Source organism: Aestuariimicrobium ganziense, from assembly GCF_015352975.1.
Taxonomy (GTDB): Bacteria; Actinomycetota; Actinomycetes; order Propionibacteriales; family Propionibacteriaceae; genus Aestuariimicrobium; species Aestuariimicrobium ganziense.
In genome coordinates, this window is the sequence record NZ_JACYIZ010000010.1 from 36750 (window position 1) to 52971 (window position 16222).

The window sequence follows — 16222 nt, forward strand, 5'->3', positions numbered from 1 at the left end:
CATGGACAACAAGCGAGTGATGCTGGTCGACGATCACCCGATGTGGATCGAGGCGCTGTCGGAGGACCTGGTCAGCGAGGGATTCGAGATCGTGGCCGTCGCCCACACCGGCGAGGAGTGCCTCAAGCGAGCCCGCGCCGCGCGTCCGGGTGTGGTGGTCATGGACCTGCAGATCCCCCAGCCCGACGGGGCCACCTGCACCGAGATCCTGCTCAACGAGTTCCCCGAGATGCGCATCCTGGTGCTGTCGGCCTCCGGCGAGCGCGATGACGTGCTGCGGGCGGTCAAGGCCGGTGCGCTGGGCTACCTGCTCAAGAGCGCCTCGAAGGCCGAGCTGATCGACGGGGTGCGCCGTACCGCCGACGGTGACGCGGTGTTCACCCCCGGCCTGGCCGGGCTGGTGCTCGGTGAGTTCCGGCGCATGGTCAACGTCGCCCACCAGCACGACGACGAGGGGCCGGTGCTCACCGCCCGCGAGGTCGAGGTACTGCGCCGGGTGGCCAAGGGCATGGCCTACCGCGAGATCGCCGACGAACTGGTGGTCTCGCACCGCACCGTGCAGAACCACGTGCAGAACGTGCTGCGCAAGCTGCAGCTGCACAACCGGGTCGAGCTGACCCTGTACGCGATCGAACAGGGGCTCGGCGAACCCTGATCGGACGTGCGTCCTGACCTCGTCCGGGCGTGACTAGACTGCACGCCATGTCACCGCTGTTCCCGTCCCTGGCTGACCTGCGCGCTCTCCCGATGCTGCAGCAGCCCACCTATCTGGACGCCAACCAGCGTGACTCCGCCGTCGAGCGGTTGCGGACGATGCCCCCGCTGGTCTTCGCCGGCGAGTGCGACGAGCTGCGCCACCAGCTGGCCCAGGTCGCCGACGGGCGCGCCTTCCTGCTGCAGGGCGGCGACTGCGCCGAGACCTTCGCCGGGGTCAATGCCAGCAACATCATGGGCAAGCTGCGGGTGCTGCTGAGCATGGCCGTCGTGATGACCTACGCCGCCCAGGTGCCGGTGGTCAAGCTGGGCCGGATCGCCGGCCAGTACGCCAAGCCGCGCTCCAAGGACACCGAGACCCGCGAGGGCGTCACCCTGCCCGCGTTCCGGGGGGACGCCATCAACGGGTTCCCCTTCACCGCCGAGGCGCGGGCGCACGACCCGGAGCGGCTGCTGCGGGTCTACAACGCCTCGTCGGCCACGCTCAACCTGGTGCGGGCCTTCGTCAAGGGCGGGTTCGCCGACCTGCGCGGCATCCACCAGTGGAACTCGACCTTCGTGCGCAACTCCAACGTCGAGAGCCGCTACGAGCAGCTCGCCGCCGAGATCGACCGCGCCCTGGCCTTCATGGTGGCCTGCGGCATCGACGACGACGAGCTGTCGACCGTCGACTTCTACGCCAGCCACGAGGCCTTGCTGCTGGAGTACGAGCACGCGATGACCCGCATCGACAGCCGCTCCCAGACGCCCTACAACACCTCGGGCCACCTGCTGTGGATCGGCGAGCGCACCCGTCAGCTCGACGGTGCCCACGTCGAGCTGATGCGCCACATCCGCAACCCGATCGGGGTGAAGCTCGGCCCGTCCACCAGCGGTGAGGACGCCGTGGCGCTCGCCGAGCGGCTCGACCCCGACCACGAGGCCGGCCGGCTCACCTTCATCATCAGGATGGGTGCGCCCAATGTGCGCGAGAAGCTGCCGGCGGTGATCGAGGCCGTCGAGGCCACCGGACGCAAGGTGGTCTGGGTGTGCGACCCGATGCACGGCAACACCTTCGAGACCGCCAACGGCTTCAAGACCCGCGCCTTCAGCGAGGTCGTGGACGAGGTCAACGGCTTCTTCGACGTGCACGAGGAGTTGGGCACCTGGCCCGGCGGGGTGCACATCGAGCTGACCGGCGACGACGTGACCGAGTGTGTCGGCGGGGTCGACGAACTGGGTGAGCACGACCTGGTCAACCGCTACGAGACTGCCTGCGACCCCCGGCTCAACCGCAACCAGTCGCTAGAGCTGGCCTTCATGGTCGCCGAGCGGCTGTCGGCCGGACGACTCAACCGTGACAACCCGGTGCAGGCCTTCCAGGCCCGCGTCGACCTGTGAACCGGGTCGAGCCGTGACCGCCGACGTGCTGGCCGACCTGCGTTCGGACACCCTGACTCGTCCCACACCGGCGATGCGCGAGGCGATGGCCGCAGCACCGGTCGGTGACGACGTCTACGACGAGGACCCCACCATCCACGCCCTCGAGGAGCGGGTGGCCGGCCTGACCGGCAAGCAGGCGGCGCTGTTCTGCGCCACCGGTTCGCTGGCCAACCAGCTGGGGGTCTGGTTGCAGGTCGCGCCCGGCCAGGAGGTGCTCTGCGACGCCCAGGCCCACATCGCCCGGGCCGAGATGGGTGCCCACGGCGCGCTGGCCGGCATCACCATGCGCACCTGGACCTCCGGGCGCGACGGGCAGCCCGCCGGTGTGGCCGACTGGGCCGACATCGAAGCCATGCTCGCTCCCGATGCCGGGCCCTACTTGGTCTCGACCACCTGCGTCGAGGTCGAGAACACCCACAACTTCGGCGGTGGGACGATCCAGCCGATCGAGCACCTGCGTGAGGTCAGCGCCGGCTGTCGTGCCGTCGACATCGGGCTGCACCTGGACGGAGCCCGACTGTTCAACGCCCACGTCGAGACCGGGATCACGATCGGTGAGTACGCCGAACTGTTCGACACCGTCAGCCTGTGCCTGTCCAAGGGGCTGGGTGCCCCGGTCGGCTCGGTGCTGGTCGGCTCGTCCGAACAGATCGCCCGGGCCCGGGTGCAACGCAAGCGGCTGGGGGCGGGGTGGCGCCAGGCCGGCATCCTCGCAGCGGCCGGGCTGTACGCCCTCGACCACCACGTCGAGCGGCTGCGCGACGACCACGCCGCCGCCAAGGGCTTCGCCGAAGAGGTGGCCGCGCTCGTCCCCGACGCCGTCGACCCGGCCCAGGTGCCGACCAACATCGTGGTGCTGCGCACCCCGGGGCCCGCGGCACCGATCGCCGCGGCGGCCGCCGAGCGTGGTGTCCTGGTCTCGGCACTGGGCCCGCGGATGCTGCGGGCGGTCACCCACCTCGACGTGGACGAGCAGTCCTGCCGCGAGGCCGGCCGCGTCGTGGGGCAACTGATCACCGACCAGCCCTGAGGCCGTCCGGCGCACCTAGTGTGGGTGCATGGAGATCACGCACCTGGGACATGCGACCGTGCTGGTGGAGGTCTCCGGACGTCGGATCCTGTTCGACCCGGGCAACTTCTCCAGCGACTGGCACGGCCTGACCGACCTCGACGCGATTCTGGTCACCCACCAGCACGGCGACCACTGCGACCCCGACCACGCACCGGAGTTGATCCGTGCCAACCCCGATGCCGCCGTCTGGGTCGAGCCGAGCGTGCTCGACGTGGTCGACCTGCCCCGCGGCGAGGGCATCGCGGCCGACACCACGGTCGACCTGGGCGGGGTGAGGATCAGTGCCGTCGGCGGACTGCACGCGGTGATCCACCGTGACATCCCCCGGATCGGCAACGTGGGCCTGGTGGTCGAGGCCGAGGGTGAGCCACGCTTCTTCCACCCCGGCGACGCACTCGACACAGCACCCCAGGGCATCGACGTGGTGGCCATCCCGGCGTACGGACCGTGGGCGGCCATGAAGGAGACCATCGACTTCACCCGTGAGGTCGGCGCCGAGGACGGCTTCTGCATCCACCACGGGTTGCTCGGCGAGCGGGGCTTCGCCCTGGTGCACAACCGGTTGGACGACATGACCGGGACGATCATGCACGACCTGCGTGACCACGGCCCTTGGTCGCCGCGCCAGTACTGAACCGGGCGGTCAGGTCACTGCCGGTAGGGCATCCGTTGCTGCTGCACCTGCTCGAGGGCGGTACGCACGCCCTCGTCCACGGCGTGGTACAGCGGCAGCGGCGGGGTGAACAGCCCGAGGTTCTCCCAGACGTAGTTGGGCACCCGGGCGAAGAAGCCGAGCAGGAAGTCGGTGGCGGCCTCGATGCTGGCGGTGTTGCCCGACAGGTCGATGGTCAGTCGGCCCTGTCCGTCGTGGACGAACGGTGCGGGACGGGTGGCCATCAGGTACTCCATCATCCGCGGGTGGAAGATGTCGTGGGCGAACCGGGGGTCGCTGGCCCGCACCGTGAACTGCTCGTTGAAGTCCTCGGACTCGAAGGTGCGCCTGCCGCCGAACCAGCCCGCGTTGACCTTGAAGTCCCGGAACGGGAAGGTCGGGTGGTACTCGAAGATTTCCTCGCTGTGGTGGTCGGTCACGGTGCGGGTACGAGTTCCCCCGTCACCGTCGGACTCGGTGACCGTGCGCGTGGTCGTCCACTTGTGGGTCAACCGGACGAACGGCAGGGGAGCGGTGTTGCAGAAGATGACGTTGGTCGCTTCGTGGTTGGAGCCGCCACCGGTGTGGTTGACCGACTGCAGCATGCCGTCGTCCCTGACCCGGTAGATCCAGTCGGGACGGTTGTACCAGCCCAGTTCGACCGGTCGCTCGGGCCCGACGAACGACGACAGCGGTGCGGCGTTGAGCGCCGTCGCGATCGGACCCAGCGCCTCGACGAAGGGCTGCAGGCCCGCGGCGTCGGTGGGTGCACCGTGGGCCACCAACTGATCGTGGTCGATGGACAGGTCGACCACCGTGCCTGCAGGAAAGCCGCCGAGCAGCGGCCCGATCACCGAGTCGACGGCGTGCCCGAACTCGGGAACGGTGGACAGCGTCCGGTGGGTGGGCGACTCCTGCACGATCAGCGTCATCGACCCGTTGCGCTCACGCGGCGTGGGCACGAGGTGGTACTCCGGCATCGAGTGGCCCAACGGCATGGCCACCACGAAGCCGCCCAGTGAGTAGTTCGAGGCCTTGTACTCGAACGCCTGAAAGGGCACCCCGCGGCTGGTCGTCCCGATCACCTGCTCGTCCACCCGGCGATCGAAGCCCAGACCGAACGGGGGCATGTTGAGTCCGTGCGCGATCTCGATCGACGGTGTGTTGACGAAGGTCCAGCCCAGCGACTCGAACGCTTGGATGTAGCGCTGGCGCTGGATGTACCAGATGACCCCGATCGTGATGGCCACACCGGCCAGAACGAGCAGGATGATGACGAACTCCACGGCGTCCTCCTCGATGTCGGGTCCGGCATCGAAGACCCGGCTACAAGGCTATCGACGCGCGGGGGCGTCCCCCAGTTGCCTGGGCTGGCGCAGAGCACTGCGCACCGGCAGGCCGATGCCACCACGGCGGCGTCCGGGGGGTGCGATCACGAGTGCGATGGCGGCGCTGATCGCCAGACCGCCGGCCACCATCTGCCAGGTCACCAACTCGCCCCCGAAGGCGACCGCGAGGGTGGCCGCCCAGACCGGCTCGGTGCCCATCAGCAGTGAGGCCTTGGTGGCCTCGACATGTGACTGGGCCCACAGTTGCAGGTACAGCGACAGGGCGCCACAGACCACGGCCAGGTAGAGCATCGCCGACCAGTCGGAGACGCCGGCGGGCACCTGCAGTCCGTCGGGTGTGGACAGGAGCAGCGAGGTGGCCACCAGCACGGCGGTCTGGACGATGGTCAGGCTCATCGCCGTGTCGGGGGTGGAGAGGTGCCCGGCGATCACGATGTGGGCGGCGAACCCAACCGCGCTGAGCACCAGGATGAACTCACCCCAGCCGAACGTGCCCAACTGCAGGCCGGTGGCTGGGTCGATGGTGACCGACAGCAGCACCAGACCAGCCGTGGCCAGCGCGACCGCGCCCCAGACCACCGACGACACCCGGCGACGAAGGATCAGCCAGGCCAGCAACGGCGTGAGCACCATGTAGAGCCCGGTGTAGAAGCCCGCGACCGAGGCGTCCACGTGTTCCAGGGCATAGGTCTGGGGGAGTTGGCCGACCGTGAAGACCGACCCCAGCAGCAGCCCGTGCACCAGCGTGCGGCGGCTCATCCGCAGGGCCCGCGGCGCCACGGCGACCAGCACCAGCAGGGCCAGCCCGAAGCGGACGAAGGTCAGGTCGGCCGAGCCGATCCGGCCCACCATGCCCTTGGTGACGACGAACGTCGAACCCCACAGCATCGCCATCAGGACGAGCGAGGGGACGGCGAGGCGAGGGGCGCGGAATCGTGTCACGGATCAAGGATAGAGCCGCAATATCTTTCGTCAAGTTGACGCAACGCAGGGATAGTTTGCGTCAGATCAGCTGACCCAGATGGTCACGGTCGAGCCCTTGACGGCCATCTTCCCGGCGGCCGGATCCTGCCCTGCCACCACGTTCAGACGCAGCCACGCCGGAGTGGTGTAGACCACCGAGACCTTGAGTCCGGCGTTGGCCAGACGGGTGCGGGCGGTGGCTTCGTCCGCACCGGCCACCCGCGGCACCTGCACCATCACCGGGCCCTTGGACGAGACCAGGCTGACCTTCGTGCCCTTGGCGCCCTCGCCCTTGTCGGGGGTCTGGGAGATGACCAGGCCCTTGGCGACGGTGTCGGAGTTCTTCTCGGTGATGCTGACGCTGAAGCCGGCCTTCTCGAGGGCGGCCTTGGCCTCGGTGGTCTTCTTGCCCGCCCACGACGTGATCGGGATCGGCTGGGGGCCCTTCGAGACCACGAGGTCGACGGTGGTGCCGCGCTTGAGCGGGCTGCCTGCCTGCTGTGAGGCGCTGACCACGGTGTCCTTCTTGGCCGACTCGTGCCAGGCCTGGGTCACCTTGCCGACGACGAGGTTGTTCTTGACCAGTTCGGCCTTCGCGCCCTCCAGCGCCATGCCGGTCAGCTTGGGCATGGTGAACCGTTCCGGTCCGGACGAGACGACTGCGTGCAGACCCGATCCCTTCTTGACCCGGGCGCCGGGCTCCGGGCTCATCCTGATCACCGTGTCCTTGCGGACGGTCTCGGAGAACTCGGGGTCGAAGGTGATGGTGAACCCGTTGGCGGTGGCCAACTGTTGGGCCTCGTTCTGGGTCAGGCCACCCAGGGTGGGTGCCGAGGTCCAACTCTGCTTCTCGAACCAGGCGAAGGCGCCGACGCCACCACCGATGGCCAACAGCAGCACCAGCACAAGGATGAGCAGGCCACGCCGACGACGCTTGTGGACCGGGTCGTGGGAGATGTGGGGGAAGATCGGCGTCAGTGCCGAGCGAGGCGTGCGCGTGCGCGGTACTGGCTGCCGGGTGGCGGAACGGGGCGAACCCGGGCTCGTCCGCGGTGGTGGGACGACGGTGCCACCGGACCAGCCCACGGCGTCGACCGGGCTGATCGGTGTGGACGAGCGCACGCGGAACCCACCGGTGGGAGCCGACAACGACGAGTGCGACGAGACCGGGCTGCCAGCGCTGACCACCCGATGACTGACCGGCACCGGGGGAGCGACCACGGCGACGATGCCACCAGGGTCGGTGTCCTCGCCGGCGTGCGGGTCGGGAACGGTGCTCTCGAGCGTGGCCGGGTCGTGCCGCATCGATGCCGACATCTCTTCGGTCAGCGCGGGGTCGTCCATGATGCCGCGGTTGAGCGCACGCCGCGCACGACGGACCAGGTGCAACAGCACGCGACCGTCACGAGGACGGTCCGACGGCATCCGGCGGGTGCAGGCCAGCACCAGGGCGTCGAGGTAGGGCGGGATGATCCGGCGCGAGTCGGTGTCGTCGACCATCTGGGCACTCGGCGGTGGTACGTCGTTGTGCACGTGCATCCAGGCCACGTTGATCGGCACGTCGGCGGCGTACGGCTTGGTGCCGGTGAGCATCTCGTAGAGCATGATGCCGGCGGCGTACACGTCGGAGCGGGCATCGGAGCGAGCGTGGGTGACCAGTTCGGGCGGGATGTAGCTGACCGTGCCGATCAGCAGGCCCTGGGTGGCGGTGGCCGTGGCGTTGGTGACCGCCCGGGCCAGTCCGAAGTCGGCGACCTTGACCTGGCCACGGTCGCTGATTAGCACGTTCTCGGGCTTGACGTCGCAGTGGACGATGCGGTGCTCATGGGCGGTGGCCAGCGCCGAGGCGATCGACTCGAACAGGTCCAGCGCGCGCAGGGGCTCCATCGCCCCCTCCTTGACCAGTACGTTGCGCAGCGTGCAGCCCTCGACGCACTCCATGACGATGTAGGGGCGGCCGTCGTCGACGCCCTGGTCGAACACGCTCACCACGTGGGGCGACGACAGCGTCGCCGCGGAACGGGCCTCGCGGTCGAACTTGCGGGCGAAGTCGGTGTCGCCACTGAGGCCGTCGTGCATGACCTTGATCGCCACCGTGCGGGTGAGTCGGCGGTCGATGGCTCGGTACACCGTTGCCATGCCGCCACGCGCGATGCGCGCGAGCATCTCGTAGCGCCCGTCGAGCAGACGCCCGACCATGGGGTCGCTGACGCTGGTCATGGTCACGAAAAGACTCCAGACACGGTCGGGGAAGGAAGGCCGTGCTAGCCCGTGGCGCCCATCCTAGGCGCAAGCCGGGCTCTTGACGAGGCCTTTGGGCCCGCGAGTTGCACCAATGGCGCTGTCGGGCAACTTCTGGGTGGCGGTGGCCTTCCTGTGGACGATCGGTGCGGCCCAGTCGGTGGCGGCACCGGTGCGCGCCGCGTGGCTCAATCGCGAGATCGACTCGTCCGCTCGGGCGACCAGCCTGTCGATCATCGGCCAGGCCGATGCGCTCGGCCAGATCGCCGGGGGACCGGGTCTGGGCATGGTGGCCTCACGCTGGGGAATCCCCGCCGGACTACTGGCCGCGTCGGCGGTCAAGACGCCCGCGGTTGCGCTCTTGGCGAGCTTGCGTGGTCGCCGGGCGGTGCCCCCGCCTATTGTTGAGCCGTGACTGCACTGATGGGCCTCAGCCAGATCCTGCGCACCGCCAAGCTGCAGGTGATCACCGACCTGAGCGCGGCCGATGACTTTGCGCGCCTCTGCAACGACCTGTTCAACGCCGGGGTCGACCTGATCCAGGTGCGCGAGACCGGTCTTGATCGTGACCAGAGCGTCAAGGTGCTCGAGTCGGCCCGACAGGTCGCCTTCGACCACCGCAAAATGCTCGTCGTCGGACGCGACGTCGAACTGGCCGCCGCCTACGGCGCCGACTTCCTGCACCTGGGTGCCAGCGACGGCGAACTGCCCAGCGCGCGGGCCAAGCTCAGCGAGTTCTCGTTGGTCGGACGATCGGTGCATCGTGCCGAGGAACTCTCCTCCACCGGTGCGGACTACCTGTTCGTCGGACCGGTCTACGGCGAGAACGTGCCGGGGCTGGGGCTGGTCGGCGAGGCTGCCGTGGCGCACCCGGTGGTCGACGTGAACTCGCTGCCGTGGTTCGCCGTGGGTGGCATCAACGCCGACAACCTCGACGAGGTGCTCGAGGCGGGAGCGGTGCGGATCGCGGTGTCGTCGGCGGTGACCAAGGCCGCCGACCCGGCCGCTGCGGCCGGTGCGCTGGCCGAGCGGATCGGTCAGGTCTGGCGTGAGAGCAACGACCTGCGCTCGTACGTGATGGCAGCCCTCGGTGGGGGCGGTGCGCTGCTGGGCCAGCCGCCGGCGCCTCCTGGGCCCCACGACGGCCCGAGGGCCCAGTGACCGGCTTCTTCGAGATCTTCAACCCCGGGCAGCGTCACGCCCGGGAGCAGATGGACTTCGACAAGATCGCGGTCGTCCCCACCAAGCGTGGGGGGCGAGGGCCGCTGCAGATCGACCTCGAGAACGGCACGGTCACCCTGCCCAACCGGCACAGCCACCTGTCGCAGGAGGCGGTGAAGTCGACCCGGGCGACGTCGGAGGACGACCAGACGCCCGACGCTGAGGTGGACGACTCCGAGGCCTGAGGCGGGTTTCTGCCGGTCTCGACACGGTCGCGCGTTCCTCGCGACCTACTCGACCAGCCAGCGTGGAAGTGGTTGGTCCCCGCGACCTGCTCGACCACCCAGTGTCAGTGCTGGCGCTGGACCGTCGCCTCGGCCAGAGCGACCAGGGCGGTGCGGCCGCTCTCGGTGAGGTCGGCTCCGGCCAACGCATCGAGCGCCTGCTGCCAGCCGGTCTGGATGTCGGCCTCGACCTGGGCACGTGCCCCGGACGACTCGATCACCCGCCGGCCCTGGTCGACCTGCTCCTCGTCGAGGTCGGACGAACCCAGCAGGCTGTCGAGGTGACGGGCATCCGCCGGCTCGGCCTCGGCCAGGGCATGGGCGATCAGCGTCGTCCGCTTGCCCTCACGCAGGTCGTCGCCGGCCGGTTTGCCGGTGACCTGGCTGTCGCCGAAGACCCCGAGCAGGTCGTCCCTGAGCTGGAAGGCTCGTCCCAGCGGTGACCCGAAGCGTCCCAACGCGTCGACCAGCGCCTCGTCCCCGCCGCCGAGAGCGGCACCGATCTGCACCGGCCGGCGTACCGAGTAGCGGGCAGACTTGAACTCCAGCACCAACTCGGCCACGGCGAGGTCACGGCGCAGCGCGTCCGGGTCGCCGGGGTGACCGCCGGTGGCCTGGGCCAGCACGTCGAGGAACTGCCCGGCGGTGACCTCCGAGCGCACCGCGTGGACGAGCGGCTGGGCGCGGCGCAACACCTCAGGCGCCAGGCCGGACGAGTCGTACAACTCGGTGCTCCAGACCAGCAGCAGGTCGCCGAGCAGGATCGCGCCGGCTCGTCCGAACGCCTCGGCCTGACCTCGTCCACCGGGCAGGTCACGGTGCAGCGCCTCGTACTGGCGGTGGGCCGAAGGCACCCCACGGCGGGTGTCGGAACCATCCATGACGTCGTCGTGCATGAGTGCCGAGACGTGCAGCAGGTCGAGTGAGGCACAAGCCCGCAGCAGGGCGGTCGGGTCGTCGGGTTCGCCGGCGGCCGCCACGTGGCCCCACCACGCGAAGGCCGGGCGCAGCCGCTTGCCACCGGCGCTGAACTCCAGCGCCCGCCGGGTCAGGTCCTCCAGTGCGGGGCTGATCTCGAGCAGGGCAGCGGCACGCTCGGCGAGGAAGCTGTCGAGCACCTCACCGACGGCATCGCGGAAGGCTGGGCCGACGGGGTCGCGCGGGTCGAAGGTGTCCACGTGGGCAGCCTATTGGGTTGGGCGCGCGGGTTCTCCCTAGAGTGGTCGGGTGCTCGACCGTCCCACCATCGCCCAGATGCTTGCCCAGGCAGACCGCCCGCTGTTCTCGTTCGAGTTCATGCCGCCGCGCGACGAGGACGAGTACGGCGCGCTGTGGCGGGCGATCGAGCGACTCGAGCCGCTCAACCCCGACTTCGTCTCGGTGACCTATGGCGCCAACGGCTCGACACGGGAGCGGACGCTGCGGGCCACCCGCGAGATCCAGGCCCGGACGAACGTGCAGACCATGGGGCACCTGACCTGCGTCGACCAGCCGGTCGAGCAGTTGCGCAACGTCATCCAGACCTATGCCGACCAGGGGGTGAACCACATCCTGGCGATCCGGGGCGACATGCCCGGTGGGCCGACCGTGCCGTGGGTGCAGCACCCGGAAGGCTTGGCCAACGCCACCGAGTTGATCCGCTTGGTCAAGGAGGTGGGGGACTTCTGCGTGGGTGTGGCGGCGTTCCCGATGCCGCACGTCGACCGGCGCGACCCCGACTTCGACGCGTGGCTGCTGGTGGAGAAGTGGCAGGCGGGGGCGGAGTTCGCGATCACCCAGTTGTTCTTCGAGCCCGACCAGTACTTCGACCTGGTCGAGCGGGTGCGGGCGCTGGGCTGCCCGATCCCGATCATCCCGGGCATCATGCCGGTGACCAACCTGCGCCAGGTGAAGATCTTCGCCGAACTGTCCGGCCACGAGGTGCCCGAGATGGTCACCCACCGGCTGGAGCTGGTCGCCGATGACCCGGCGCAGGTGCGGGTGGTGGGCGCCAGGATCGCCACGGAGCTGTCGGTGACGCTGCTGCGCGGCGGGGCCCCGGGCCTGCACTTCTTCACCCAGAACCGTTCGCAGGCCACCCGCGAGATCTACGCGAGGCTGCTGGAGCGGCACTGGTGAGGGTCCGTCAGACCAGTGCTTCGCGCCAGCGGGCGGGGGCTCGTCCCCGCTCGACCAGGTCGAGGGTGACCAGGCGCTGGGTCGGGCGGGTCAGCGCCACGTAGAGCACCCGCTCACCACCGGGGGCTTCGGCGACGATGTCGTCGGGTGAGACCACCAGGGCGGCGTCGTACTCCAACCCCTTGACCTGCAACGGGGTGACCACGCGGATCGGTTCGGTCTGGGTGCGCTCGGCCAAGGCCTTCGACACATCTCCGAACAGCGACGGGGGCACCACCACACCGATCGTCCCCTCCACCTGGCCACGCAACTCGTTCACGTGCTCGCTGACCGAGTCCATCATCCGCGCCGGGTCGGTGGCGCTGAGCAGCGGCTGGATGCCGGTGGTGCGGATGGCGTGCGGCAGGTCGGCGTCGGGGTGCACCCGGGTGATCACCTGCGCGGCCAACTCGAACACTTCCGAGGGGGAGCGGTAGTTGGTCGACAGCCGGAACTCGCGGAACGGCGATCGTCCGACGAGGGTGCGCAGCGCCTCGTCGGTCTCGTCGGCGTGCGGGTAGGAACTCTGGGCCGGGTCACCGACCAACGTCCAACTCGCCTGCGGACCACGGCGTCGCAGCATCCGCCATTGCATCGGCGTGACGTCCTGGGCCTCGTCGACCAGCACGTGCGCATAGGTCTCCCACGGGTCCTGGTCGGGGTCGACCTCGCGCTGGCGGCTGAGCAGGTCGGCGGTACTCACCAGTTCGGCGACGTCGCCGCCACCCTCGAAGACCACAGAGCGGTCCTCGTCGTGCTCGTGGTCGGGCAGTCCCACCATCGAGACCAGTTCGTCGAGCAGCGCGACGTCGGCGACGGTCCAGCCGCGTCGTCCTTCGGCGACCTGCCGGTAGGACGAGGCCAGCGCCTCCCGTTCCTGCTCGGAGTGCCGGGGAGCAACGGTGGCGAGCACGTCGGGGTCGGCCAGCCGCAGCAGCACGTCGGCCGCCTCGAGCGAGGGCCACCAAGCGTGGCTGAACATGGTGAACTGCGCGGACGAGCCGACCAGGTCGTCGAACTGCTCGCGGGCCAGTTCGTCCTCATTGGTGTAGCGGTCCCACAAGGCGTTCAGCACCAGCTTGAGAGCGTGCGCCTTGGCCCGGTTGACCACCTGGTGGGCCAGCACCTCGTTGCGGATCTGGCGGAGCCGACGCGGTTCGAGGGTCAGCACCTCACCCTTGACGCTGACCTGCAGCCTGAGGTCGGCGTCACCCACGGGCTCGCGGACCAGGGCGCGCAGCACGTCGAGCATCCTCAGGCTGCCCTTGAGGGTGGCAGCGGCGGCGTCGTCGACGTCGTCGGCGGCGAAGCCGAGCACGTCGTGGGCGAGGTCACCGACCGCACGCAGGGTGACCGAGTCCTCACCGAGGCTGGGCAGCACCCGCTCGATGTAGTTCATGAACAGCGCCGACGGTCCGACCACGAGCACGCCACCCTTCTCGAGGCGGCGGCGGTGGCTGTAGAGCAGGTAGGCGGCGCGGTGCAGGGCAACCACTGTCTTGCCGGTACCGGGCCCGCCGGCGATCACCGTCACCCCCTGGTAGGGGGCGCGGATCGCCTCGTCCTGCTCGGACTGGATGGTGGCGACGATGTCGCGCATGGCATCACCGCGTGCCCGCTTGAGGGCGGCCATCAGCGCACCCTCGCCGACCACGACCAGGTCGGTGTTCGAGCCGGCGTCGAGCAGGTCGTCCTCGATGCCGATCACCTTGTCGTTGCGGCAGCGCAGCACGCGGCGGCGGACGACACCCATCGGCTCGGCCGGGGTGGCGCGGTAGAACGGCTCGGCGGCCGGGGCGCGCCAGTCGATCACCAGCGGCTCGTAGTCGTCGTCGCGGACGCCGATCCGCCCGATGTAGCGGGTCTCGGGCTCGTTGAGGTCGAGGCGTCCGAAGACCAGGCCCTCGTGCTCGGCGTCGAGCACGGCCAGCCGGCGAGCGGACTGGAAGGCGAAGGCGTCGCGCTCGAACAGGGCGGTGCCGTCCTCCTCACGCACGAAGTTGGTGCGGTCGGACTGGTAGAGCTGGCTTCCCTGCTTGGCCACCTGTCGCGCCGACGCCGTGGCCACGTCGAGGGCCTCATAGACCCGGTCGACATGGCGCTGCTCGGCCTGGAGTTCACGACGCACGGTCTCGGGCCCCGCAGGGGTGGCACCGGCACGGCCAGCGGGCGGCTGTGAAGAAGTCACAAAGCTCCTCGCAAATTGACTGACTCTCCACCCTACCGGGCGCCACGGCTGCGTTCCACGACGGTGTCAGGGTTCGCCGCTGCGGGTTGGGTCGGCGTGGGCATTCAGCGCGGGGGCCGGGGGGCGTCGCGATTGGTGGGGCGGATGTCGGCGCCGGTGAGGTGCTCGTGCACCTGGTAGCTGACCAGGGCGGCGCTGAGCAGTTCGGCCCAGGGCTCGTTGCCGGCGTGGCTGGCGGCACCCACCTGCCAGTGCCCGCCCTCGATGTGCAGCGGCGGACGCCTCATCCACCCATCAATCGAGTCGGCCGCCCAACCCCAGTGCGGATCGGGGTCGCCGGTACGCGTGTGGTCGTGGGTGGTGACCAGCGCCGAGTCGGCGTCGAGACGACGGGTCCAGGTCACCACGGGGTGGCCGGAGGGGGAGTGCTCGACCACCTCGCGCACGTGCCCACCCAGGGCGTCGTCGGCGTCGACCACCTCGTGCCCGATCGTCGGTGGGCGTACCGCCTCGATCCGCGGTTGCCATGGCCAGCGGCGTCGCGGCGGGTCGACCGCGAGGCAGTCGACGACGACGTCTGCGGTGAACTCGTAGCCGTCGACCAGTTCGATCACCTCGACCCCGGCCTCGTCCAGCCGGGTCAGCAACAGCGCGGTCAGCACCGACAGGGGCTGGGTCAGACCCGAGTCCTGGTCGAGCAGCTGCCACCGACCGAAGGTCCGCTCCAGGCTCCAGCGGCTCGCGAGCAGGGCCGGTGCCCTCACTGGGTCGGATGATCCGGCCCGGCTCGCGGCAGACAGCCACAACTGGCGCAGCCGGGCATCGTCCAGCCGGTCGGCGAGCTGACCCATGGTGAGCTTCGGCTGCAGTTCGGCAGGGGCGTCGTCGGCCACGAACGGCGCCTCCGCCCCGTGGCGCCTGAGCGCCTGCCACAGGGCATCGCACTCGTCCACCAGGCCGGCCCAAGCCAGCGCCTGGGCTCGTCCGAACACCGCCTCGAGTGCCTTGACCTGACCTCCCCGATCGGCCGGAAGCGCGAGCTCGGTGCCATCGGCGAACCGGTGCACTGCCGCAGGGGCCTCGACCAGGTCGAGGTGGGCGGCGTTGAGGAAGCCCGCCATCGGCCGCCCGGACTTCTTGGCCAGGTCGCGCCAGGCCGCGGGCAGGGTCGTGGCCAGCGGCAGGTCATCGACGATGACGTCGGGGTGCCCACCCAGCGCATACCCGGCGGCGCGCTCACCCGGCGCCCCCGCGCTGACCACCGTCACCCGGTGGCCGTGGCGGGCCAGCCGGGCGGCCAGCGCCAGTCCGGCCAGGTTCGCGCCGGTGATCTGCACCCGTCCGGGGCGGGCGGCTCCTTCAGCCACAGCCACCTCAGGCGCCGGCGCCGACAGCGCGCTCGGCGCGCCAGCGCTTCAGCGCCCGCCAGCCGCGCCGGATCCTCGCCCACACCATCACGGTGAGCACGATGCCCAGCAGCAACAGCACCCCGGCGACGATCGCCGCGGCGGTCGGGTACATCACCGCGAGGCTGGCCACCGAGACCACGCCGACGTCGCCCGCGATCGAGGCGCCGACATTGCTGGCCGGTTCTGGCGAGGTGTTGATCGCCAGCCGCAGCCCCGTCTTCGACAGGTGCGACAGCAGGGCGGTGACGCCACCGACCGAGGCCAGGGCGATCGTCAGCAGGTCACCGTTCGCACCGCCGATCAGGGCGCCGATCACCGCGCCGGCGACCGGGCGGATGAAGGTCGAGATCGAGTCCCACACCGAGTCGAGGTAGGGGATCTTGTCGGCGACCAGTTCGAGCACCGCGAGGATGCCCATGATGATCAGCACGTCTGTGCGCATGAAACCGGCGGGCACCTGGTCACCGCCGAGGCTGGTGAAGCGCGCCACCAGCCCGAGCACGAACACGGTGGCGTAGGCGTTGATTCCGGACGCCCAACCCGAGGCGAAGGTCAGTGGCAGCAGCTCCATGGGTTTCTCCTATGTCAAGCGGCTTGGGCGAGGTCGGTG

General features: G+C 69.9%; 15 protein-coding genes. 8 read left to right on the top strand and 7 right to left on the bottom strand.

The window, feature by feature from the left end; translation table 11 throughout:
* Window position 1: 1 nt before the first annotated feature.
* From IE660_RS15035 to IE660_RS15050, 4 genes are read left to right on the top strand one after another with little or no spacing between them, the layout of a single operon-like run.
* Window positions 2–655 (top strand): response regulator, encoded by a 654-nt coding sequence (locus IE660_RS15035; protein WP_203569197.1) that lies wholly within the window; start codon window positions 2–4, stop codon window positions 653–655.
* 47 nt (window positions 656–702) lie between these two features.
* Entirely contained in the window at window positions 703–2094 is a 1392-nt protein-coding gene (locus IE660_RS15040) for a class II 3-deoxy-7-phosphoheptulonate synthase (protein ID WP_203569198.1), read from the top strand.
* 13 nt (window positions 2095–2107) lie between these two features.
* Window positions 2108–3166 carry a threonine aldolase family protein gene (locus IE660_RS15045; RefSeq protein ID WP_328701991.1) on the top strand — a complete coding sequence of 353 codons (1059 nt, stop codon included), beginning with the start codon at window positions 2108–2110 and terminating at the stop codon, window positions 3164–3166.
* A 28-nt stretch (window positions 3167–3194) separates the two neighbouring features.
* Window positions 3195–3842: an MBL fold metallo-hydrolase gene (locus IE660_RS15050; RefSeq protein ID WP_203569199.1), complete on the top strand. Its 648-nt coding sequence runs from the start codon at window positions 3195–3197 to the stop codon at window positions 3840–3842.
* 14 nt (window positions 3843–3856) lie between these two features.
* On the opposite strand, the gene IE660_RS15055 is transcribed toward IE660_RS15050, so the two are convergent.
* From IE660_RS15055 to IE660_RS15065, 3 genes are all read right to left on the bottom strand, one after another.
* Window positions 3857–5146: a hypothetical protein gene (locus tag IE660_RS15055; RefSeq protein ID WP_203569200.1), complete on the bottom strand. Its 1290-nt coding sequence runs from the start codon at window positions 5144–5146 to the stop codon at window positions 3857–3859.
* A gap of 48 nt (window positions 5147–5194) precedes the next feature.
* On the bottom strand, window positions 5195–6151 hold the full coding sequence (locus IE660_RS15060; protein ID WP_203569201.1) for a DMT family transporter: 957 nt from the start codon (window positions 6149–6151) through the stop codon (window positions 5195–5197).
* A 66-nt stretch (window positions 6152–6217) separates the two neighbouring features.
* Window positions 6218–8392: a Stk1 family PASTA domain-containing Ser/Thr kinase gene (locus tag IE660_RS15065; protein WP_235998149.1), complete on the bottom strand. Its 2175-nt coding sequence runs from the start codon at window positions 8390–8392 to the stop codon at window positions 6218–6220.
* A 115-nt stretch (window positions 8393–8507) separates the two neighbouring features.
* On the opposite strand from IE660_RS15065, the gene IE660_RS15070 reads away from it, so the two are divergent.
* Genes IE660_RS15070 through IE660_RS15080 form a run of 3 tightly spaced genes read left to right on the top strand, consistent with a single transcriptional unit; the run spans window position 8508 to window position 9819 of the window.
* Window positions 8508–8828: an MFS transporter gene (locus IE660_RS15070; RefSeq protein WP_203569203.1), complete on the top strand. Its 321-nt coding sequence runs from the start codon at window positions 8508–8510 to the stop codon at window positions 8826–8828.
* Window positions 8825–9574 (top strand): thiamine phosphate synthase, encoded by a 750-nt coding sequence (locus IE660_RS15075; RefSeq protein ID WP_203569204.1) that lies wholly within the window; start codon window positions 8825–8827, stop codon window positions 9572–9574. The genes IE660_RS15070 and IE660_RS15075 overlap by 4 nt, the downstream gene beginning before the upstream one ends.
* Complete coding sequence (locus IE660_RS15080) at window positions 9571–9819, top strand: hypothetical protein (protein WP_203569205.1); 249 nt, start codon at window positions 9571–9573, stop codon at window positions 9817–9819. Before IE660_RS15075 ends, IE660_RS15080 begins: the two co-directional genes overlap by 4 nt.
* Window positions 9820–9923: 104 nt before the next feature.
* On the opposite strand, the gene IE660_RS15085 is transcribed toward IE660_RS15080, so the two are convergent.
* Entirely contained in the window at window positions 9924–11036 is a 1113-nt protein-coding gene (locus tag IE660_RS15085) for a polyprenyl synthetase family protein (RefSeq protein ID WP_203569206.1), read from the bottom strand.
* Between the two features lie 49 nt (window positions 11037–11085).
* On the opposite strand from IE660_RS15085, the gene IE660_RS15090 reads away from it, so the two are divergent.
* Window positions 11086–11976 carry a methylenetetrahydrofolate reductase gene (locus IE660_RS15090; RefSeq protein ID WP_328701992.1) on the top strand — a complete coding sequence of 297 codons (891 nt, stop codon included), beginning with the start codon at window positions 11086–11088 and terminating at the stop codon, window positions 11974–11976.
* Window positions 11977–11983: 7 nt separating this feature from the next.
* Here the strand turns inward: IE660_RS15090 and IE660_RS15095 are convergent, their stop codons facing one another.
* The 3 genes from IE660_RS15095 to IE660_RS15105 all read right to left on the bottom strand — a co-directional run bounded on the left by IE660_RS15095 (window position 11984) and on the right by IE660_RS15105 (window position 16183).
* A complete protein-coding gene (locus tag IE660_RS15095) occupies window positions 11984–14203 on the bottom strand; it encodes a HelD family protein (RefSeq protein ID WP_203569207.1) in 2220 nt (739 codons plus the stop codon).
* Between the two features lie 104 nt (window positions 14204–14307).
* Window positions 14308–15570, bottom strand: coding sequence for an NAD(P)-binding protein (locus tag IE660_RS15100; protein ID WP_203569208.1), 1263 nt, complete (start codon window positions 15568–15570; stop codon window positions 14308–14310).
* Between the two features lie 7 nt (window positions 15571–15577).
* Window positions 15578–16183, bottom strand: coding sequence for a DUF4126 domain-containing protein (locus IE660_RS15105; protein WP_203569209.1), 606 nt, complete (start codon window positions 16181–16183; stop codon window positions 15578–15580).
* Window positions 16184–16222 lie beyond the last annotated feature (39 nt).